The 21,509-nt window shown below is 72.1% G+C and carries 16 protein-coding genes; 7 read left to right on the top strand and 9 right to left on the bottom strand.

What is annotated here, in order from left to right:
- Nucleotides 1–114 precede the first annotated feature (114 nt).
- Together ACFV9D_RS02680 and ACFV9D_RS02685 are read left to right on the top strand one after the other, a co-directional pair.
- Nucleotides 115–1,224 (top strand): ferritin-like domain-containing protein, encoded by a 1,110-nt coding sequence (locus ACFV9D_RS02680; protein ID WP_385139791.1) that lies wholly within the window; start codon nucleotides 115–117, stop codon nucleotides 1,222–1,224.
- 59 nt (nucleotides 1,225–1,283) lie between these two features.
- On the top strand, nucleotides 1,284–2,087 hold the full coding sequence (locus ACFV9D_RS02685) for a hypothetical protein (protein WP_385139793.1): 804 nt from the start codon (nucleotides 1,284–1,286) through the stop codon (nucleotides 2,085–2,087).
- Here ACFV9D_RS02685 and ACFV9D_RS02690 read toward each other — a convergent pair.
- The 5 genes from ACFV9D_RS02690 to ACFV9D_RS02710 are packed head-to-tail and all read right to left on the bottom strand — an operon-like array spanning nucleotide 2,080 to nucleotide 7,715.
- Nucleotides 2,080–3,558: a penicillin-binding transpeptidase domain-containing protein gene (locus ACFV9D_RS02690; protein WP_385139795.1), complete on the bottom strand. Its 1,479-nt coding sequence runs from the start codon at nucleotides 3,556–3,558 to the stop codon at nucleotides 2,080–2,082. The two genes, ACFV9D_RS02685 and ACFV9D_RS02690, sit on opposite strands and share 8 nt — an antisense overlap.
- Nucleotides 3,555–4,934, bottom strand: coding sequence for an FtsW/RodA/SpoVE family cell cycle protein (locus ACFV9D_RS02695; RefSeq protein ID WP_385139797.1), 1,380 nt, complete (start codon nucleotides 4,932–4,934; stop codon nucleotides 3,555–3,557). The genes ACFV9D_RS02690 and ACFV9D_RS02695 overlap by 4 nt, the downstream gene beginning before the upstream one ends.
- Before the next feature lie 57 nt (nucleotides 4,935–4,991).
- Complete coding sequence (locus tag ACFV9D_RS02700) at nucleotides 4,992–6,284, bottom strand: ATP-binding protein (RefSeq protein WP_385139800.1); 1,293 nt, start codon at nucleotides 6,282–6,284, stop codon at nucleotides 4,992–4,994.
- Nucleotides 6,281–7,030, bottom strand: a complete 750-nt coding sequence (locus ACFV9D_RS02705) for a hypothetical protein (RefSeq protein WP_385139802.1) — start codon at nucleotides 7,028–7,030, stop codon at nucleotides 6,281–6,283. Before ACFV9D_RS02705 ends, ACFV9D_RS02700 begins: the two co-directional genes overlap by 4 nt.
- Before the next feature lie 22 nt (nucleotides 7,031–7,052).
- Nucleotides 7,053–7,715, bottom strand: a complete 663-nt coding sequence (locus tag ACFV9D_RS02710; protein ID WP_385139805.1) for a class F sortase — start codon at nucleotides 7,713–7,715, stop codon at nucleotides 7,053–7,055.
- A gap of 384 nt (nucleotides 7,716–8,099) precedes the next feature.
- Here ACFV9D_RS02710 and ACFV9D_RS02715 point away from each other — a divergent pair, with 384 nt between their 5' ends.
- Complete coding sequence (locus tag ACFV9D_RS02715; RefSeq protein ID WP_385139808.1) at nucleotides 8,100–9,311, top strand: RNA-guided endonuclease InsQ/TnpB family protein; 1,212 nt, start codon at nucleotides 8,100–8,102, stop codon at nucleotides 9,309–9,311.
- A gap of 34 nt (nucleotides 9,312–9,345) precedes the next feature.
- Here the strand turns inward: ACFV9D_RS02715 and ACFV9D_RS02720 are convergent, their stop codons facing one another.
- The gene (locus ACFV9D_RS02720; RefSeq protein ID WP_385140440.1) at nucleotides 9,346–11,418 is read right to left on the bottom strand and encodes a PBS lyase; all 2,073 of its coding nucleotides are present in this window, start codon (nucleotides 11,416–11,418) and stop codon (nucleotides 9,346–9,348) included.
- 322 nt (nucleotides 11,419–11,740) lie between these two features.
- On the opposite strand from ACFV9D_RS02720, the gene ACFV9D_RS02725 reads away from it, so the two are divergent.
- Nucleotides 11,741–12,712 (top strand): ATP-dependent DNA ligase, encoded by a 972-nt coding sequence (locus ACFV9D_RS02725; RefSeq protein ID WP_385139811.1) that lies wholly within the window; start codon nucleotides 11,741–11,743, stop codon nucleotides 12,710–12,712.
- Nucleotides 12,713–12,850: 138 nt separating this feature from the next.
- On the opposite strand, the gene ligD is transcribed toward ACFV9D_RS02725, so the two are convergent.
- Nucleotides 12,851–13,735 carry a non-homologous end-joining DNA ligase gene (ligD, locus tag ACFV9D_RS02730; protein WP_385139814.1) on the bottom strand — a complete coding sequence of 295 codons (885 nt, stop codon included), beginning with the start codon at nucleotides 13,733–13,735 and terminating at the stop codon, nucleotides 12,851–12,853.
- Between the two features lie 51 nt (nucleotides 13,736–13,786).
- Here ligD and ACFV9D_RS02735 point away from each other — a divergent pair, with 51 nt between their 5' ends.
- On the top strand, nucleotides 13,787–14,857 hold the full coding sequence (locus tag ACFV9D_RS02735) for a Ku protein (RefSeq protein ID WP_385139817.1): 1,071 nt from the start codon (nucleotides 13,787–13,789) through the stop codon (nucleotides 14,855–14,857).
- A 123-nt stretch (nucleotides 14,858–14,980) separates the two neighbouring features.
- Here ACFV9D_RS02735 and ACFV9D_RS02740 read toward each other — a convergent pair whose 3' ends face one another.
- Nucleotides 14,981–15,796: a hypothetical protein gene (locus ACFV9D_RS02740; protein WP_385139819.1), complete on the bottom strand. Its 816-nt coding sequence runs from the start codon at nucleotides 15,794–15,796 to the stop codon at nucleotides 14,981–14,983.
- A gap of 258 nt (nucleotides 15,797–16,054) precedes the next feature.
- Between ACFV9D_RS02740 and ACFV9D_RS02745 the strand changes: the two genes are divergently transcribed.
- Entirely contained in the window at nucleotides 16,055–19,027 is a 2,973-nt protein-coding gene (locus ACFV9D_RS02745) for a BTAD domain-containing putative transcriptional regulator (protein ID WP_385139822.1), read from the top strand.
- Nucleotides 19,028–19,244: 217 nt separating this feature from the next.
- Here ACFV9D_RS02745 and ACFV9D_RS02750 read toward each other — a convergent pair whose 3' ends face one another.
- Complete coding sequence (locus ACFV9D_RS02750; protein WP_385140443.1) at nucleotides 19,245–20,570, bottom strand: hydrolytic protein; 1,326 nt, start codon at nucleotides 20,568–20,570, stop codon at nucleotides 19,245–19,247.
- A 194-nt stretch (nucleotides 20,571–20,764) separates the two neighbouring features.
- Here ACFV9D_RS02750 and ACFV9D_RS02755 point away from each other — a divergent pair, with 194 nt between their 5' ends.
- Entirely contained in the window at nucleotides 20,765–21,409 is a 645-nt protein-coding gene (locus tag ACFV9D_RS02755; protein ID WP_385139825.1) for a response regulator transcription factor, read from the top strand.
- Nucleotides 21,410–21,509 lie beyond the last annotated feature (100 nt).

Raw genomic sequence — 21,509 nt, forward strand, 5'->3', positions numbered from 1 at the left:
TGAGACTGCTCGTCAGTAAGGCCGTCAATCCCTTGCGCACTACTTGTTGACCCTCTGTCTACCAACGTGTGAGCCTGCCGGAAGGAGCACGTTCGGCGAGCGAAGGAGTCGTCAGTGTCGACGCACGACCTTTACGTGAAAGCCCCGAAGGAATCCCTCTGGAACGTTCCCGCGACCGGGCAGGCCCGCTTCAGCTGGGACTACGACGACGGACGCGAGCGTCTCCTCGCCCTCTACCAGAAGGGCAAGGACAAGCAGTGGGACGGCGCCACCCGCATCGACTGGGAGCTGGAGGTCGACCCGTACGACCCGCTCGGCACCCCCGACGACGTCCTGACGCTGTACGGCACCCGGCACTGGGCGAAGATGACGGAGCGGGACAAGGGCGAACTGCGCCGGCACTACGCCTCCTGGCAGTTCAGCCAGTTCCTCCACGGCGAGCAGGGCGCGATGGTCTGCGCCGCCCGGATCGTGGAGTCCGTCCCGGACCTGGACGCCAAGTTCTACTCGGCGACCCAGACGATGGACGAGGCGCGGCACGCGGAGATCTACGGCCGTTTCCTGCACGAGAAGGTCGGGATGCTCTACCCGATCAACGACAACCTCCAGGGCCTGCTCGGCGACACCCTGCGCGACGCGCGCTGGGACATGCCGTACCTCGGTATGCAGGTGCTCATCGAGGGCCTGGCGCTGGCCGCCTTCGGCATGATCCGCGACACGACGGACAAGCCGCTCCCGAAGCAGATCCTGGCGTACGTGATGCAGGACGAGGCCCGGCACGTCGCCTTCGGGCGGATGGCGCTGCGCGACTACTACAAGCAGCTGACGGACGCGGAACTGCGCGAACGCGAGGAGTTCGTGATCGAGGGCTGCTACCTGATGCGGGACCGGCTGCGCGGGATCGAGGTGCTGGAGAACTTCGGCATCCCGAGGAAGGAGGCCGAGGAGCTCAGCGAGCAGAGCGAGTTCCTGCACCTCTTCCGCAAGCTGCTGTTCAGCCGGATCGTCCCGTGCGTGAAGGACATCGGCCTGTGGGGCGAGCGCCTGCAGAAGGCCTATCTGGACATGGGCGTCTTCGACCTGGGCGACTCGAACCTGGACCTGCTGATGACCCAGGACGAGGAGATCGCCGAGGCACTGGACCGGGAGCGCTTCGCGACGGAGGAGAGCGAGCGGGTGGCGGAGGTCGAGGAGGCGATCGCCGAGGGCGCGGCGGAGGGGTAGGCGGCGGTGCCGGGGCCCGGACTCACGGGTGCTCACGCCGGTGACGTACCGTGCCCGGCATGAGCATGCCGCCACCGCCGAGTCAGCCGCCGCACAACCCGTACGGCGGTCCCGTCCCGCCCCCGCAGCAGCCCGGGGCCTACGGCCCCCCGCCCGTGCAGGGCTTCCCCCAGCAGTACCCCGGGCCCGGGGGCGGCGCCTGGGGGCAGCCGCCCATGGGGCCGCCGCCCAAGAAGAAGCGGACGGGGCTGATCGTCGGGATCGTCGTCGGGGCGCTGGCGTTGGTCGGCGGCCTCGGCTACGCGGGCAAGCTCATGCTCGACGGCGCCGGGGTCACCGGTTCCTTCCCCGAGGCGACGCACGAGCTCGTCGTCCCCAAGACCCTCCTCGCCGGCGAGTACACGCTGACCAAGGACGTCTCCGAGACCGAGGGCAAGGAGGTCGAGGACACCTACGACCCCACGGTCAAGGACGCCAAGGCGGCCATGGCCCAGTACACCGGCAAGGACAGTGCCGTCCTCGTCGTCTCCGGATTCCACGGCCGGCTCAGGGACCCCGAGGGCACCCGCGCCTCCATCCTGTCCGGCGCCGCGAAGGACAAGGGCACCACGCTGGTCGTCCCGCCCAAGGACTTCACGCCGGCCGGCCACGACGTGACCGTCAGCTGCCAGGTCACCCAGGCGAAGGACGCCCTCGGCACCTCCACCCTCCCGATGTGCGCCTGGGGCGACGACAACACCGCCTCCTTCGTCGCGGTCGTCACCACCGAGTCGGCCACCGCGGACCCCAAGGACATCGACCTGGCCGAGCTCGCCGAGACCACCGCCAAGGTCCGCGCGGAGATGCGCAAGCCGATCAGCTGACGCCCTCGGAGGGGGCCGGGCGCAGCGCCTCCTCCATCACCGCCCGGGCGATCGGCGCCGCGCTGCCGCCGCCGCTGATGTCCGTACGGCTGGCCTCGGCGTCCTCGATGACGACCGCCACCGCCACCGCGGGCTGCGCCGCGTCCGCGGCCTGCGCCCAGGCGATGAACCAGGCGTACGGAGTCCCGGTGTTGCCGAGGCCGTGCTGGGCCGTGCCCGTCTTGCCGCCGACGCTCGCCCCGGGGATGGCCGCGTTCGTGCCCGTGCCCTCCTCGACCGCCTTGACCATCAGCCGCTGGAGCTGGGTCGCGGTCGAGGGGCGCATCGCCTGGCGGTAGCTGCGGCGGCCGGTGGAGTCGACCGTCGTGCCGCCCGACGTCGTCGTCCGCTCCACCAGATACGGGTACGCGATCTCCCCGTTGTTGGCGACGGCCGCCGCCACCATCGCCATCTGCAGCGGGGTCGCCGTCGTGTTGAACTGGCCGATCGACGACAGCGCCAGCTGGTCGGCGCTCATGTCCGTGTCGAAGTTGGACCGCGCGACCCAGGAAGGGACCTTCAGCCTCGTGTCGTCGAAGCCGAACCTCTCGGCCGCGTCGACCATCCCCGTCAGGCCCACGTCCACCCCGAGCCCGGCCATGACCGTGTTGCACGACCACTGGATCGCGTACGCCAGCGAGGCGTTCCCGCACCCCTTCGTCGCGTTCGGCAGCACCTGCCGGGTCCCCGGCAGCACGAACGGGTCCGGGGTGTCCGTCGCCGCGTCGACGTCCGTCACCACGCCCGCGTCCAGCGCAGCCGCGGCCGTCACGATCTTGAACGTGGACCCCGGGGGATAGGTCTGCCGGATCGCCCTGTTCAGCATCGGCTGGTTCGGCGAGGAGTTCAGTCGCGTCCAGGCCTCCTTGACCGTCTGGCCCGTGCCGGACAGCACCCCCGGGTCGTACGACGGCGAGGAGACCAGGGCCAGGATCCGCCCGCTCGACGGCTCGATCGCCGCGACCGCCCCGCGCTTCCCGCCGAGCCCCCGGTACGCGGCCTCCTGCATCGACGCCCGCAGCGTCGTCACCACGTCCCCGCCCGGCTGCTGTCCCCGGCTGATGTCGTTCCAGAACGGCAGCGGGGCGAGCAACGGACTTGTACCGGCGAGGACGGCGTCCTCGGCGCTCTCCACGAAAGAGGTGCCGTACGTCTGGGAGGCGTAGCCGGTCACCGGGGCGTACAACGGACCCTGCGTGTAGGTCCGTTCGTAGCGCAGCTGCTGGCCGCTGTCCCGCGAGCCGGTCACCGGCCGCCCGTCCACGACGATCTCGCCGCGCGGCTGACCCCAACGGGTGATCGCCAGGCGCCGGTTGGCCGGGTTCTCGTCCAGCTCGTCCGCCTCGAGGACCATCACCCGTGCGGCGTTCACGAGGAGCGCCACCAGGAGGGCGAGACAGAGCGCGGCCGCGCGCCGGATGTACGGGATCACCGGGCGTCCTCCACGATCGGGGCGATGACCCCGGTCTCGACGGTGTCCGGGAGCGGGGCTCGGGCCGAGTCGCTCACCCGGATCAGCAGCGCCACGATGATCCAGTTGGTGACGACGGACGAACCGCCCTGCGCCAGGAACGGCATCGCCATGCCGGTCAGCGGGATCAGGCCCATCACCCCACCGGCGATCACGAAGACCTGGAGCGCCAGGATGGAGGCGAGCCCGATCGCGAGGAGCCGCCCGAAGGGGTCGCGCAGCGCGAGGCCGGCCCGGTAGCCGCGTGCGACGAGCAGCGCGTACAGCAGGAACAGGGCGGTCAGACCGACCAGGCCGAGCTCCTCGCCCGCCGTCGCGAGGATGAAGTCGGACTTGGCGGCGAAGCCGATCAGGATGGAGTGCCCGAGTCCGAGCCCGGCGCCGAGCATCCCGCCCGCGGCGAAGGAGAAGAGCGACTGCGCGAGCTGGCCCGGTCCGTCGCCCGCCTCGATGGAGAGATAGGGGTTCAGCCAGTCCTCGACCCGGCTGTGCACATGCGGTTCGAGGGAGCCGACGGCGAAGGCCCCGACGGCCGCCAGGAGGAGCCCGACCGCGATCCAGCCGGTCCGTCCCGTCGCCACGTACAGCATGATCACGAAGAGTCCGAAGAAGAGCAGCGAGGTGCCGAGGTCCCGTTCGAGGACCAGGACGCCCACGCTCAGCACCCAGATCGCGACGATCGGCCCGAGCACCCGGCCGGTGGGGAACTGCAGCTTCCAGATCCTGCGGCCGGTGAACGCCAGCGCGTTGCGGTTGGCAGCGAGGTACGCGGCGAAGAAGACGGCCAGCAGGATCTTGGCGAACTCGCCCGGCTGGAAGGAGAGTCCGCCGATCCGGATCCAGATCTTGGCGCCGTTCACGGCCGGGAAGAAGATCGGCACGAGCATCAGGACGAGCGCGGTGGCCATCGACAGGTACGCGTACCGCTGCAGCACCCGGTGGTCGCGCAGCAGCACGACGACGCCGATGAACAGCGCCACCCCGAGCGTCGACCAGACGAGCTGGGTGAAGGCGGCCTGGTCGTGGGGCGTCTCCAGGTCGAGCCGGTAGATCAGCACCAGGCCGAGCCCGTTGAGGAGCACGGCGATGGGCAGCAGCAGTGGATCGGCGTACGGCGCGCGGAAGCGGACGGCGAGATGGGCGAGGAGGGCGAGCGCGCCGAGCCCGGCGCCGTAGCGGGCGGCGTCCGGCGGCACGGCGCCGCTCCTGGCCAGGCCGACGTCGGCGTAGCCGAGCACGGAGATGAGGACGGCGCAGACGAGGAGGGAGAGTTCCACGCCGCGGCGCTTCGGGGTGCGTGGCCCGGGCGGGGGAGCGTCCGCCGTCGTTGCGGTCATGGTCCGCAACGTAGCAAGCAATAAGCCTTATATCCCTTATGTGTGACGGTGCGCCGTTCAGGCCCCCGGCTCCGCTTCCACCTCGTCGAACGCCACGTACTCCGGCAGTGTCAGCCGTGCCAGCGCCCCGCCGCCGTCGTCCGGCGCGGGCGCGAAGACCAGTTCCGCGCCGATCACTTCGGCCTGCCCCACCGCGATCGTGAGCCCGAGCCCGTGCCCCTTGCCGCCGTTCTCCGTACGGAACCGCTGCGGCCCGGACACCAGCAGGTACTCCGGGTACCCGGGGCCGTGGTCCCGCACCGTGACGACCGGGCCCTCCACGGTCAGGACGACGGGTGGGGCGCCGTGCTTGTGGGCGTTGGCGACGAGATTGCCGAGGACCCGCTCAAGGCGCCGCTTGTCCGTCTCGACCGTGGCGTCCCGGACGATCCGCACCTCGGTCTCCGTCCCCGACGCCCGCACCACGCGGCGCGCGAGTGGGCCGAGGTCGTGCACCGCCAGATCCACCGTCTCGTTGCGGGCGTCGAGCCGGGAGATCTCCAGCAGGTCCTCGGTCAGCCCGCGCATCGCCTTCACCCGGTCCCGTACGAGCTCCGAGGGGCGGCCCTCCGGCAGCAGTTCGGCGGCGGCCGACAGGCCGGTCAGCGGGGTGCGCAGCTCGTGTGCGACATCGGCGGTGAAGCGCTGCTCGGTCTGCAGCTTGCGCTGGAGCGAGGAGGCCATGGTGTCGAGCGCCCCGGAGACCGTGGCCACTTCGTCCTGGGGGCGCGAAGGGTCCTTCGTACGGGGGTCGTTGACGCGGGCGTCGAGGTCGCCCGCGCTGATCCGCCGGGCGACCTGGGCGGTCAGGTGCAGCCGCCGGGTGACCCGGGTGACCGCGAAGGCGCCCACGAGCAGGGTCGCCCCGATGGCCAGGACCGAGGAGGCCAGGATCGAGCGGTCCAGCCCGTCGATGGTCTCCGCGCTCGTCGAGTAGTCCAGCTGTACGGCGAGGGCGCGGCCGTCCGCCGGGCCCGCCGCCCACATCGTCGGCCGGCCCCGGTGCTCCTCGACCACCGTGCCGCGCTCGCCCCGCAGGGCGAGCGCGCGCAGCGAGTCCGGCAGGCCCTCGGGGTCGATTCCGGAGAACCGCGGGAGCGGATCGCCCGCCTCGTAGGCGCGGCTCGCGGCGGCCAGCCGGGTCAGCGCCCGCTCGCGGGAGTCGTTCACGGTCTGCCCGGCCACCGAGACATGGACGAGCACGCCGAGCAGCGCCGCCAGGGCGCAGCACATGACCGTGATGAAGACCGCGGACTTCCAGGTGAGGGTCGCGGTCCAGGCGGGGAGGCGGGGGCGCCTTCTCGGCGTCATCGGGATGCTCCGGTGGGGGCCGGCGCCGGAGCCGGCTCGACGAGACGGGGCGCGGGGGTCGGGGAGAGGGACGGGCCCGGCGGCTTGACGCGGACGATCTCGTCCCGGGTCGGCAGCATCGCGCGCTGCTGCTCGTCCCAGGACCAGGCGGTGCGGTACTCGTACCCCGGGATGCCGGCGGAGGCGGCCCGCACGATCACGTCCCGGCCCGCCAGCTCCACGCTGATCACCTGGTCCACAGTGGCCATGATCCGGGTGAGGCTGCCGTTCTCGGCGAGGTAGACCCGCACGCCGACCTGCTGGTCGGGCATCCGGATGCCGACGATCAGCTCGTCGCGGCCGTTCCCGGTCAGATCGCGGTAGTACGGCGGCATGACGGGGCACTTCTTCGGCTCCGTCCCGCACCGGCCGATCAGCCGCGCCGTCTCCTCGTACATGCCGTCCGCGCCGGAGTACGTGTCGGGGTGCGCGTTCACCTCGGCCCGCACCACGGCCACGGCGTCGACGCGGTGGACGTCGTTGTCGGGGACCGGGATGCCGGGGACCCGCTCGGTGTCGGTCTCCCCGTAGTCGAGGGGCGGCGCGGTCGCGGGCGGCAGGTCGGGCCAGAGGCGCACGGGCCCGATGGCGGCGGGCGTGGGGCCCGCGCTCTCCAACCCGCCCTCGCCGCCGCAGCCGGAGAGCACGAGCGGCGCCGCCGCGGCCAGGGCCACGGCGGCGACGAGCGGCCGTCCGCGCTGTCTCACACTGCTCCTCCGGGGCTTGCGGTCACCGCTTCACCAGGTCGGCGAAGAGGATGATGTTGTCGGTGCGGTGACCGTCCTTGATCGGGCCCCCGCAGGTGATCAGCCGGAGCTCGGGACGGTCGGTCTTCCCGTAGACCTTATTCGTAGGGAAGTCCTTTTTGTCTACCTGCCGGATCTCGCGGATCTCGAAGGCGGCGGTGGAGCCGTCCGCCCGAGCCACCTCGATGAGGTCCCCGGTCCTCACCTCGGCGACGTCCCGGAGCAGCGCCGGGCCCCTCGCCGTGTCGTAGTGCGCGACAAGGACCGAGGCGCCCTTCTCCCCGGGGGTCACGCTGCCCGTGTACCAGCCGGCCCGACCGGCCTGCTCGACGGACGGCACCTGGAGCCCCTGCTCGGCGTCGAGCCCGAGGCGGAGGACCGGACCGGTGTCCACGCCCGCCGCCGGGACGGCCAGTCGCGTCGGCTCGGAGGCCGCCATCGGGTCGGCCTCGTGCCGGACCGGCGCCGCCGCCGCGTTCCGCACGCTCACATCGGGCGCCGGGGCGGCGCCCGCGCCGGTGGAGCAGGCTAGCAGGCCCCCGCCGACGGTCAGGGCGAGCGCGGAGCCGGCCAGCAGACGGCGGCGGGGCGCCCGAGGCCACCGGCGGCGGAGGTCCTGCGGCGCGGGTGCGGTGGGCGTGCTCATGGGGACGGCTCCGGATCCTCGCGGGAAGGCTGACGGATTCGAAGCTAAATGTCCGCTATTGCGGCCTTGTAACAGTGGCCCATAGGCGCCACCGCGAAGCCGTCACCCGCTTCTTGCGAGGATGCCCCGGCGTTCATGCGGGGAGGAATCGCATCCGGGTGTTGCGGCGCGGAGCGTCGCCGCATCCGGTTCGGGGCGCGGAGCGCCCGTACCGCTGTCGTACCGCCGAGGTGATGCGAACGCGTGTGCCTGTGATCGCTGGTTGGGGTGGCGGTCGTGGGATCGGGGTGCATGTGTGCGGCTGTCGTACGTATGGTCCTTCGGAGGGTTCGGGATGCCATGGCGCCCGATTCGGGGGACCGTGAAGGGGGCGGGATGACGCGGGTGAGGGCGATTGCAGAGGCCGGGCACGCCCGCTACACCTACCGGCTGCGCGTGTCGTCCATCGCCCGCACCGCCCTGACGGCGGAGTGGGACCGGTGCCGGTGGGTGTGGAACGAATGTGTTGCCAAGTCCAAGGCCGTACACCTGCGCAACAAGGCCACCGGGCAGAAGCAGACGTGCGGTCCGGCGCAGCTCGACAGGATGCTGACCGAGGCCCGGGCCCGTACGCAGTGGCTGCGTGAGGGCTCGTCGGTTCTCCAGCAGCAGCTCATCCGGGACTTCGGCCGCTCCCGCGCGAAGGCGCACAAGGACATCAAAGAGCGCCTGCCTTTGGCACGCCGGGCCGGGATGCCAAAGTGGAAGACCAAGCGCGAGGCGTTGCCGACCCTCAACTACACCAGGCGCGGGTTCCGCCTGAAGGGCGGCCGGCTGCACCTGGCCGGGGGCATCGTCGTGACAGTGGTGTGGTCGCGGGAATTGCCGGCTGAGCCTTCCTCGGTGCGCGTGTACCAGGACAGCCTCGGGCACTGGTACTGCTCGTTCATCGTGCCCGCCCAGGTCCAGCACCTGCCCGAGACCGGCCGCGCACTCGGCGTCGACTGGGGTGTGAAGGAGACCGCGACCACCACGTCCGACGCGCACGACTTGCCACACGCCGAGCACGGCAAGAAGGCGAAGGAGAAGCTGACTCGGTACGACCGGATGATGGCCCGCCGCAAGCCGAAGAAGGGCCGGCCCGGATCGAAAGGCTATCGCGAGGCGAAGAAGCTGCGGGCGAAGGCGTACAAGAAGGTCGCGAGGCAGCGCGAGGACACCGGTCGCAAGTGGGCCAAGAAGGTTGTCCGCGACCACGACGTCCTCGCTGTGGAGGACTTCCGTCCGAAGTTCCTGGCCAGGACCACGATGGCCCGCAAGGCCGCTGACGCCGCCATCGGCGCAACCAAGGCTGCTTTGATCGAGATGGGCCGCAAGCACGGGCGGGACATCCGCCTCGTTCACCCCGCGCACACCACGATGGACTGCGCGCACTGCGATGCGAGAGCCAAGCACGCACTGCCGCTGGGTGAGCGCACCTACACCTGCGCCGCGTGCGGAACCGTGTCCCCACGGGACAAGAACTCCGCACGCGTGATGCTCGTCCGGGCTGGTCTCAACCCGGCTGGTGCCGATGGCGGAAGACCTCCTGGAGCGCTGCCCCAGGAGGCGGCCTGAGCCAGGAATCCCCTCCCATCAGGGAGGGGAGGATTCAAAGCTCCATCCGGTCGAGCGCCGCCCGGCAGAACGTGAGCAGCTTCTCGTCCTCGTGCACGTCATGGCTGCTGTAGCCGCTCTCGCGGACGTTGTGGCGGCGACTCCGGGCCACTTCCGCACGGATCAGCCCCTCCGCCGCCGAGGCCGCGGGGCCCATCTCCGCCAGGCACTCGGCGATGTCCACGCGCGCGTGCCGGTTCTCCTCCCAGGCCGCCATGAGCACGGGGAGCGCCGAGGCCACGTCCCCCGACACCCGCCACAGCGCCGTCGCGCACCGCACCCGCACCCACAGGTCACGCGCCGCGAGACCGGGAAGCAGGGCCGGCGCGCAGCCGGCCGCGGCCGGGCCGATCACGCCCAGGGCCCGAGCGGCCACGCACCGGTCGGCCTCCGGCGCGCCCGGCCGCAGCCGGACCTCCAGAGCGGGCAGCACCGCCCCGCGGTCGCCCTCCACCGACCACAGCGCGAGCGCCGCCTGCGCCGAGACCGCGGCCGCGTCGCTGTCCAGCAGGGCCCGTACGTCCGGCAGCGCCTCCCGGGCGGCGGGCCCGAAGGCCGCGAGCGCCCGCAGCGCCGCCTCCTGCACCCAGTCCCTGCGGTTCGACGGCGCCCCGCGCAGCACCCGCAGGACCTCGGGCAGGGCCTGGACGCCCCGCACCGAGGCCAGCGCGAAGAGGAGCGGCGCCGCCTGCTCGTACAGCCGGTCGTCCAGCTCGACCCGCGCCAGGCGGCGGCGCAGCGCGGAGGCGAGCGGGACGGCGGCGGGGCCCAGCGTGGGCACCGCGTACAGCAGATCCCGCCGGACCTCCGGCTCCCCCAGGGCCCGGGCGAGCAGCGGCACCGCGCGCGGATCCCCGGACCGGGCGAGGGCGAGCAGCTCCCTGCCGCGGCCGTCGGACGCTCCCGACGCCCCGGACGCCCCGGACTCCTGGGCCGCGAGCCGCGTCGCGAGGGCGTCGGTCGCGGGACCGGTCAGCTCGAACAGCCCCTCGAGGAACGTGGCGGCGGCCTCGCGCAGCCGCGGCTCGGGTTCGGCCAGCTGCGCCCCGACGAGGCGCACCACCTCCTCGTACCGCCCGCGCCACACCCGTATCAGCCCACCGCACAGCCAGATCGCCTCCGCTCTCTGAGAGCGGTCGGGGCTGCGCAGCTGGGCGAGGACCAGCGCGATCCGGTCCTCCACGCGGTCGTCGAGGGCGGTGTGGAGCGTGCGCATCAGCTCGTCGGTCCACGGGGTCGGGCGGCCTGCGGAGTACTCCTCGAACAGCTCGCGGACCTGCCCGATGAGGGTGGGCGTGGACGGCCGCTCGGGGGCGGCCGGCCCGGCGGGCGCGCTCCGCACCTCGTCGAGCAGCTCCGTCACCCGCTCCACGACGTCGTCGGGGACCTCGCCCGGTGCGCACCGGGCGAGCTGGGTGAGGGCGGCGAGCCGCAGCCCGGGCGCCTGGGCCGCGCGGGCGAGCCAGCCGAGCCACTCGACGGTCTCGGCCCGCAGCGACTCGTGCCGGCGCGCGATCCGCCCGACGGCCTCCACCAGGGCGAGCCGCACCTCCGTGTCGCACTCGACCGTCAGCCGCTCCCGCAGCAGGGTCAGGACCCGGGCCGGGTCGGGGTGCAGCGAGGCGAGCGCGCAGGGGGCGGCCAGCCGCACCTCGGGATCCGGGTCCTCGACGAGCCCGAGGAAGACGTCGGCTCCGGCGGCGACGGCAGCGGCCGCCATCGCGTAGTTGGCGGCGGGGATGAACTCCTCGTCGTCCGGATCGAGTTGGTCCAGCTCGTCGTCGCCGCTCAGGTCGATCCCGCCGATGCTGGTCAGCAACTCGACGATGCCGCCCCGGTCCTGGACCTTCGGATCGGCGACGAGTTCGAGCAGGAAGGGGATGCAGGCGAGCGTGGAGTCGTACACGTCGCCCTGGTGGTGCACCGCGCCGTACATCCCGTCCAGGGCGAGCTCGCGCTCCGCCGCATCCTCCGAGGCGAGTCCGCGCAGCAGCCCCGGCACATCGTCCGCGGGGCCGTAGGCATGGCCCAGCGAGGCCCAGTCGACCTCCTCGATCCCCGTCAGCATGCCGGCCGCCGCCTTCCCCGTGAGCGCTGTACCAGGCAGCAAGTGTGCACCACAGCCCCGCCAACCAGGACCCGCTGACCGGAGGCGACGCGCGAAGAGCGCCGAGGGCGCACGCTTTGCGCCACCTGCCCGGCGTGCTCGGGCAGTTGCCCGTGGGAATTGCCAAGGGAATGCTCGCGAGGTCGCCCGCGGAGTCGAGCGGGGAGTCGCCTCGGGAGGCGTCGGCCGCGACGAGCCGTTGAACCGCCGGTTCCGTGTGCCTCATGGCTGAATCGGCCGCGATCCGGGAGTAGCGGTGGCCCCCTCGGGTGAGGACTGAGCCGTGGATCTTCCTCGTATCGCGCCGATGCTCGCCACGCCCGGCCCGCTGCCACCCCCCGGGAGGCACGCCGAGTGGGCCTTCGAGACCAAGCAAGATGGCCAAAGGGCGATGCTCTATCTCGCGGGTGACGGCACGCTCGTGGTGCGCTCGCGGTCCGGCGAGGACGTCTCCGCCGCCTATCCGGAACTCCTGCCGCTGGGCCGGGCGCTGCCCGCTGGCCGGGCGGCCGTGCTGGACGCGGAGATCGTCGTGCTCGACGAGAAGGGGCGCAGCGACTTCGCCCGGCTCCAGCCCCGCATGGGCCTCGCGGGCTCTCCCGCACGGGCACGGCGACTGGCCGTACGGGAACCGGTCCACGCCGTCCTGTTCGACGTGGTGTTCCTGGACGGACGGCTGCTGACCGGCCTGCCCTGGGCGCAGCGGCGGCAGGAGCTCGAACGGCTGGCGCTGGACGGCCCGGCCTGGTCGACGCCGCGCGCCCTGGTGGGCCACGGCGAGGAGGCGCTCAGGGCGACCCGCGAGCACGGTCTGGAGGGGCTCGTCTGCAAGCGGATCACCTCCCGGTACGAGCCCGGAGCGCGGTCACGGAACTGGATCAAGATCCGCAACATGCGCACCGCGGACGTCGTCATCGGCGGCTGGCTGCCCGGCGGCGGCCGGCTGTCCGGCATGCCGGGATCGGTCCTCATGGGACAGCGTCACGCCGGCGGGCTGCGCTACGTCGGAGCCGTGGGCACCGGCTGGAGCGAGTCCGAGCGCGCCGCCCTTGCCCGGCTGCTGTACGCCGCCGAGATCGAGGAGTGCCCGTTCTCCGAGGTGCCGCCGGTGACCGGGGCGCACTGGGTCCTGCCGCGCCTGGTGGGCGAGGTCCGGTACGCCGTCCGCACCCGGGCAGGGCTGTTGCGCCAGGCGTCGTGGCTGCGGCTGCGTGCGGACCTGACGCCCGAGGAGTCCTCCGCCGATTTCGAATGATCAGGCGGGGCCTGGGGCGACCGGGTGGGGGCGGCGGCACGTGGAACGACGGTGACCTGGAACGACGGTGACCTGGAACGACGGTGACCTGGAACGACGGTGATCTGGAACGACGGTGATCTGGAGTTACGCGGGCCGTCAGGGCACGGGTCCGGCCCGGTCGGGGTCGAAGAGCGGCGCGAGCAGATCCCCGTACCGCTCCAGACGTGGCGCGATGTCGTCCATCAGCAGGACGAGCTGCCCGGGGTCCCCGCATGCCTCGACCTCCTCCCAGGTCACCGGCGCGGAGACGGTCGGCCGCGGCCGGGCCCGCAGGGTGTAGGGCGTGGCGGTGGTCTTGGCGGCGGCGTTCTGGCTGAAGTCGACGAAGACCTTCCCCGGCCGCAGGGCCCGTGCCATCCGGTGCACGACCAGGGAGGGGTGGTCCGCCTCGGCCCGGACCGCGAGCTGCTTCGCGTACGCCGACACCTCCTCGGACGGCGTCGGCTCCACCGGTACGAGCAGATGCAGGCCCTTGGCGCCGGAGGTCTTCGCGAACGCCTCCAGGCCGTCCGCCGCGAGCCGCTCGCGCAGCCAGAGCGCCACCCGGCAGCACTCCACGACGGTCGCGGGCGGCCCGGGGTCGAGGTCGAACACGAGCCGGTCGGCGACGGCGGGGGAGTCGGCCCGCCACTGCGGGGTGTGGAACTCCACCACCAGGTTCGCCGCCCACATCAGCGAGGGCAGGTCCTGGATCATCACCTGCCGGGCGCGCGGGTCCTCGGAGCGCGGCACCGGGGTGGTCTTCACCCAGGCGGGCGTGCCGGGCGGCGGGTTCTTGGTGAAGAAGAGCTGCCCCTCGGGACCGTCCGGGTAGCGCAGGAAGGACACCGGGCGGTCGCGCAGATGGGGGAGGAGCGCGGCCCCGACGGTGGCGTAGTAGTGCAGCAGCTCGCCCTTGGTGGTGCCGGTGGCGGGGTGGAGGATCTTCTCCAGGTTGCTGAGCGCCAGGCGCCGCCCCTCCACCTCTGTGATCGGCGTCATACGATGAGAATCTCTTACGAACCCGGTCATTGCATGCGAAAGGGATGAAACGTGCGATCCATATGGAACGGCGCCATTTCCTTCGGCCTGGTCAGCATCCCGATCAAGCTGGTGAACGCCACCGAGAGCCGGTCCGTGTCCTTCCGCCAGATCCACGCCGAGGACGGTGGCCGCATCCGCTACCGCAAGGTGTGCGAGCTGGACGGCCAGGAGGTCTCCCAGGCGGAGATCGGCAAGGCGTACGAGGACGCCGACGGCACCATGATCCCGATCACCGACGAGGACCTGGCGGCCATGCCGCTGCCGACGGCGAAGACGATCGAGATCGTGGCCTTCGTGCCGGCCGGGGAGATCGACCCGCTCCAGATGGACGCCGCCTACTACCTCTCCGCGAGCGGCGTGCCGGCCGCCAAGCCGTACACCCTGCTGCGGGAGGCGCTCAAGCGCAGCGACAAGGTCGCGGTCGCCAAGTACGCGCTGCGGGGGCGGGAGCGGCTCGGGATGCTCAGGGTCGTGGACGACGTGATCGCCATGCACGGGCTGCTCTGGCCGGACGAGATCCGTGCCCCCGAGGGGGTGGCCCCGGAGACGCCCGTCGCGATCCGCGATGCCGAACTGGACCTGGCGGACGCCCTGATGGCCACGCTCGGCGAGGTGGACATCAACACGCTGCACGACGACTACCGGGAGGCCGTCGAGCAGATGATCGCCGCGAAGGCGGAGGGCGGCGAGGGCGTGGCGCCCCCGGAGCCCGAGGCGGAGGGCGGCGGCAAGGTCATCGACCTGATGGCGGCGCTCGAGAGCAGCGTCCGCGCGGCGAAGGAGGCCCGCGGGGAGGGCGCCGTGGCCGAGGTGACGGAGCTCGCACCGCGCAAGACGGCGACGCGGACGCCGAAGGAGACGGGCGCGCGGAAGTCCACGGCGAAGACGGCCGCGAAGAAGACGGCGGCACCGGCCCGCAAGTCGACGTCGAGGGCCACGGCCGCGAAGAAGAGCACGGCGAAGGCCACCAAGTCCACGGCGAAGACGACGGCGAAGTCCACGGCGAAGTCCACGGCGAAGAAGACGGCGGCGAAGAAGACGACGGCCAAGAAGGCGACCCCGCGCAAGCGGACGGCGTGACGGGTCCGTCCGAGTCCGGGTACCAGTCCGGGTTCCGGGTCCGGGCTGAGCCGGGCCGGGGCCGGGTCCGGGATCGAGTCCGGGTCCGGGGCTGAGCCGGGGTCCCTGGCCCGGACCGCACCCCTACCCGCGCAGGAGCTCCCGCAGCGACCCCTTCATCGCGGTCACGAACGCCTCCCGTTCCGCCTCTCCCACCAGGTCGAGCGAGAGATACGGATTGAGGTCCTCCAGCTCCACGAGCAGCAGCTCCCCGCCCGGGGCCCGGCAGGCGTCGACGCGCTGGATGCCGTACTCCAGGGCGTTCCAGTCGACGAACCGCTGCGCGAACTCCAGGTCCGCGGCGGTCGGTTCGTACGGTTCGAGCATCCACCGGGCCTCCGGGTCCGGGGCGTACAGCGCGTACTGGAAGTCCCGCCCGACGAAGTAGAACGACACCTCGTACGCGAACGGGATCCGCGGCTGGACGAGCATCCCGTCCGGATCCACGTCCCCGAGCCGCGCCCGCTCCACGAACCTGAGACCGACCGAGTCCGCTCCGAGCAGCGGCTTCACCACGTACTCGGCCGCCTCCGGCAGCCCCTCGAACTCCTCGCGCCGCCCGGCCGTGGGAATGACCGGAAACCCCTCCCTCGACAGCTGGAGGAGATAGTCCTTGCCGGCCATGTCCCCCTTGCCGGTCAGGGAGTTGAACACACGCACCCCGGCCTCGCGCGCGGCGCGGGTGAAGGCGTCGTACGCCTCCTGGTAATGGATGACGGGCCCGCTGTTGCGCACCACGACGCCGTCGAAGCGGTCCATCAGTGCGGCGGCGTCCAAGGGGTGGCAGAGCGCGACGTCGAACTCCTCGCGCAGTCGCCCGGAGAGCCAGATGTCCTCGTCGCAGTAGCGCCGGCCGCGCGCCTGATAGCCGAGGTCCGTGACGTAAAGAAGCGTTCTCATGCCCGCATCCAATCAGGCGGGTCCGGCCGCCCGCCGAGCCCGTCCACCGCCCTGACCTGGCTCCATGTGGCCGACGCGACACAGGTTACGTGACTGAAACGCCGTCGATGAGTCGCTGTGGACCCGCCCCCTCCGGAACATAGCGTGGGCGAACAGGGGTGCGAAGCGCATCCACGACCGGAGCCGTCGGACGGCGTTCCCGGTGTCCGCCGGGCCGCCACGGCCCGCCCGGCACCGGCTGAGAGGTGAGGCGACACCATGCACTACCGGGTCCTGGGGCCGGTGCGGGTCTGGCGGGGGGACACCGAGCTCACTCTGGGCCCCCCGAAGCAGCAGGCCCTGCTGGCCATGCTGCTGGCGAGGGCGGGGGAACTCCTGACCCCCCAGGAGGTGATCGACGCCCTGTGGGAGGAACCGCCCGGCAGCGCGGTCAACGTGGTCCACCGCCACGTCGGTGCGCTCCGACGGCTCCTGGAACCCGAACTGCCGAGCCGGGCGGCCGCCCGGCGCCTGCTGCGGGGAGCCGGCGGCTACCGGCTGCGGGTCGACCCGGGCGAGCTGGACCTGCTGCACTTCCGGACCCTGCGCCAGGACGCCCGCAGGGCGACGCAGGGCGGCGCCGTGACGAAGGGCGTGGGCCTCCTCGTCGACGCCCTCGGGATGTGGGGCGGGCCGGCCGGTACCGGCCTGGCTCCGAGGGTCGCCGCGCACCCGCTCTTCACCGCGCTCAACCACGAGTACCTGGCCACGGTCAAGGAGGCCGCCGACGCCGCCCTGGCCACGGAGCACGCCCACGGCGAGCGGGTGCTGGCCCTGCTCCAACAGGCCACCCACCACTACCCCTTCGACGAGGCGCTGCACGCCCGGCTCGTCACCGTGCTCGCCGCGCTCGGCCGGCAGGCCGAGGCCCTGGCCGTCCACGAGTCCGTCCGCTCCCGGCTCGTGGGGGAGCTCGGCGTCGACCCGGGGCCGGAGCTGCGCGCGGCCCACGAACGCGTCCTGCGGCAGGCCGTGCCCGTCGTGGTCCCCGCGCTGCCCCAAAGCCCCGAAACCGAAGGCGCTGCCGGCCGGGAACCCGCGGCCCAGCCCGCTCCCTTACTTCTCCCCGCCCAACTGCCCTCCGACATCGCCACCTTCGCCGGGCGAAGACCGGAACTGGCCTTCTCGCGGGAGCTGCTGGACGGGGACGGGGAGGGGGACGGAGACGGCAACGGGTACGGGTACGGGGACGGAGACGGGGGCGAGAGCGGCCAGGATGCCGCCCCCGCAGCCGGAGCGCCCGGCGCGGCGCCGATCGCGGCCATCAGCGGCATGGCCGGCGTGGGAAAGACCACGCTCGCCGTGCACTGGGCCCACGAGGTGGCACACCGCTTCCCGGACGGCCAGCTCTTCGTGAACCTCCGGGGCTTCCATCCCACGATGGCTCCGCTCGGCGCACCCGACGTCATGCGCGAGGTGATATCCGCTCTCGGGGTCCCGCCGCAGCGGGTCCCCGAGAGCCCCGAGGCCCTCCCGGCCTTCTACCGCAGCCTCCTCGCGCCCCGACGCCTGCTGATCCTGCTGGACAACGCGCGGGACTCCGAGCAGGTGCGGCCCCTGCTCCCCGGCACCCCCGGCTGCCTGACGCTCATCACCAGCCGGCACCGCCTCGACGGGCTCGTCGTCACCCACACCGTGCGCTTCCTCGGTCTCGAAGTGCTCTCCCGCGCGGAGGGGATCGAGTTCCTGACGCGACGACTGGGCGAGGAACGGATCGCGGCCGAACCCAGGGCGGCCGAGGACATCGTCGAGCTGTGCGGGCACCTGCCGCTCGCCCTCGCGATCGTCGGCGCGCGCGCCCTGCTCAACCCGCGGTTCGCCCTGGCGGACGTGGCCGCGGAGCTGCGCGCCACCCGGGGCAGTCTTGACGCCTTCACCAGCAGCGACGCGAGCGCCGACGCCCGGAGCGTCTTCTCCTGGTCGTACCGCGCCCTCAGCCCGGCCGCCGCGCAGCTCTTCCGGCTGCTCGGCGGCGCCCACTCGGGGCCCGAACTCTCCGTGCCCGCGGCCGCGAGCCTCGCGGGCGTCCCGGTACGGGACGCGCGCCGCCACATCGGCGAACTCGTCGACAGTCACCTGCTGATGGAGGACGGGCCCGGCCGCTTCTCCTGCCACGAACTGCTGCGGGCCTACGCCAAGGAGCTGAGCGAGGACCGGGACGACGACGTCGTACGGACCCGGGCCGGGCGCCGGCTGGTCGAGCACTATCTGCACAGCGCACAGGCGGCCGACGCGCTCCTCGCCCCGTACCGGGACCGTGTGCCCCTGGCGCCTCCGGGCGACGGTGTCGTGCCGGAGGACCTGGCCGGGGAGAAGCAGGCGGCGCAGTGGCTGCACCGCCAGCGACAGGTGCTGCTCGCCGCCGTCGAGCGGGCCGCCGTGGAAGGCGAAGGTGGTGGCGGCGACGGCGGCGACGGCCTCTGCTGGCGACTCGCCGCGACCCTGGAACTCTTCCTCGACCGGGCAGGACGCTGGGAGGAGCAGCGCGGCATCCAGGAACTGGCCCTGCGCGCCGCCCGCCGGGACGGCGACGCCACGGGCCAGGCGTACGCACTGCGCACGCTGGGATTCGCGTACTGCCGGCTGGGCCGCTACGAGGAGTCCCACGACACGCTGTCGCGGGCACTGGACCGCTTCACCGCCTCGGGTGACCCGGACGGACAGGCAACGGCCCACCGCAATCTGGCATTTCTCAGCAATGCGAGGGGAAACCATCCGCAGGCGCTGGAGCACTATCGGCTGGCGTCCGCTCTCTATGACGTGTCGGGGCACCGCACGGGGGCGGCGGCCGTACTCAACGAGATCGGCTGGACCCATATCCTCACCGGCTCCTATGAACAGGCGCTGAACGACTGCGGAAAAGCCGTCGCCCTGCATCAGGAGACCGGGAACCGAAACGGCGAGGCCGCGGCCTGGGACAGTGTCGGATACGCCAGGCACCACCGCGGTGAATACCGCGAGGCCCTCGCCGCGTACGAGAAGGCGCTGGCCCTCTACCGCGATATCGGGGACATCAGCCTGCAGGCCGACACCCTCACGCACCTGGGCGACAGCCACGAGGCCGCGGGCGACCCGTCGGCGGCGGTCGTCGCCTGGCACGAAGCCGCCGAGCTCTTCGAGCACTTGGGACATCCCGACGCCCGGCAGGTACGGGAACGGCTCGCGCGACCGAGCCTGCCGGACGCGCGGTGAGCGGACGTCACTTTTTCGGCACTGGCCCCTGCCTACGCTGCTTCCCCGAACCGATCGGGGAGGCAGGAGGCATGCCGTGGCCACCGAAAGGATCGAGCCACGTCGATCTCCGATGCGAATACCGGAGGACCGATTTGGGCGTTGGTTTCAGGGCGAATCCATCGTCCTGGTCTTCCCGGCACCGAAAGCGAGAACAAAGATGCCCCTGCGTTCCGTTTCACGGTCGGAGGTCACGGAGTACGCCGCTGACGTTCAGCACTTCATGGCACCCGGAGGCCTGCTTTCCGGTGGCCGGAGTACCCGGCTTCGCGCAGCTCACTTCCGCGGTGACGGTCGAGTTCTCGGGGATGTCGATGGGGGTGACCCAGTGGTAGTCCTGATTACGGAAAGTCTCCAGCGCGATCGTGGTGATCTTCCGCTCTCCGAAAGAGATCGTGATGACGCCCTCGTCGCCCTGGAAGTTCGCCACGACGATGTCGGTGATCCCGAACACCTTGCCCTGGGGCACCTGGTACGTCCCCAGCTTCTTGCCACCGGCGCCCGTCTGGACGTCGATCGTGGCCGAACTCTGCTGACCCCGCCCGGTGCCGGCCGGTCCGGTATCGGTCCCTCCGTCGCCCTGCCCGCCGGAACCCTCTTCCTGCCCACCGGGCTTGGTGCTCGGCTTGGCCTGGCCCTTCGAGTCCTCCTTGGCCTTCTCCTGCTTCGCGGCCTCCTCCTTCTGCGCGGCGGTGGCGGCCTCCTTCGCGGCGCTGCGCACCGCCGGCCGGACCAGCGCGAACCAGGCGATCAGCAGCGCCATGAGCACCGCGAGCAGGATCAGCAGCCACTTCGGCAGGATCGGCAGCTGGACGAACTCGCCCTCGACGACGCCCGATCCGACAGGATGCGCCGGCTGCGCGGCGGGAGGCTCCCGGTCGCTCTTCAACGAGTCCCCGTCGGACCCGTCGGCCCCGTCGGTCTCGGCGGCGTCGGCGACCTCGATCTCGAAGGGCCGGCTGGCCGGCTCGCCGAACCAGATCAGCGAGCGGACCCGTGCCTTCAGCGCGATCTCGGCGGACTCGCCGGGTTCGAGACGCTGTCGCTGCGGAGTGGTGCGCAGAGTCAGCTCCTCCCCGGCCTGCCGGCTGGCGAGCGCGAGCGAGACCGGGGTGTTCCCCTGGTTGCGCAGGGCGATCCGGTAGCGCGCGCCGAGCCAGCCGCGCCGCCGACGGGGCGTCAACTCCCGACGTACCTCGTGGAACGCCTCGACGTGCACCGTGGTCTCCGGCACCACCACGTTCTCGGGGTGCTCCACGGGCAGGACGCGCACACCGAGCGGCTTCTCCCCGGCGCGGACCTCGGGGGAGCGGGGCGGGGCGAGCCGTACCGTCACCGTCTCCGAGGTGCCGGGATACAGCGAGACGCGGGCCGGTTCCACGGTGCTCCACGCGGCGCAGTCACCGACCACCGTGAGGGTGTACGCCTCGACGATGTCGCTGTCGTTACGCACGTTCAGGGTGGTCGTCGCCTCGCCGCCGGGCGACACCGTCACGGTCGGCATTTCGAGTTCGGCAGAAGTGGTCACGCCGGGAACCTAGGTCGCGAGCGCACCCCTCCCCCAGGGCGTGGGGGCCAAACGACCGGGCAGCGCGGGTGCCCCCGCGGACCATCGGCGCACTGACCGGCGCCGGACATGAACCAGTTGCCGGCCGCATACCTGACGGCCGGCGGACGACGAGGAAACGGGTGGAACACATGACAAACAGCGATCAGTGCGATGCCAGGGTGTCGGTCTCGGTCTACGCCGAGGACCTGATCCTTCGGGCGGGGATCGTCGAGCAACTGCGCCGGCGGCCGGAGGTGGAGCTCCTGGCCGAGGCCGACGCCGACAAGGCAAGGGCGACGCTGGTGGTGGTGGACACGGTCGACGACTCGACCGTGCAACTGCTGCGCCGCCTCCAGCGCAACACCGCCACGAGCACGGGGCTCGTCGTCGGGCGGTTCGAGTCCGGGGCGCTCCAGACGATGATCGAATGCTCGGTCGCCGCCGTCTTACGCCGCGCCGAGGCCGACCAGGACCGCCTCGTGCATCTGGTCACCGCGCTGGCCAAGGGCGAAGGCGTGCTGCCCGGCGACCTCCTGGGCAAGCTGCTCGCCCATGTCAGCAGCCTCCAGCGGACGGTGCTCGACCCGCGCGGACTGACCCTGTCCACCCTGACGACCCGGGAGGCCGACATGCTCCGGCTGGTCTCCGAGGGCTTCGACACCGTGGAGATCGCGCAGAAGACCTCGTACTCCGAGCGCACCGTCAAGAACGTGCTGCACGAGGTCACCACCCGGCTCCAACTGCGCAACCGCGCCCACGCGGTGGGCTACGCCATGCGGCACGGACTCATATGAATGCCCGAAAGAGCAGCGGACGCTTCCCCCGGCGCGGGTACTCACGGCCTGTCGCCGCACGGCCTGGACTGTGACGCTCGTCGGTGAACTCCGAGACTGC

The organism is Streptomyces sp. NPDC059875 (assembly GCF_042731085.1).
Classification (GTDB): domain Bacteria; phylum Actinomycetota; class Actinomycetes; order Streptomycetales; family Streptomycetaceae; genus Streptomyces.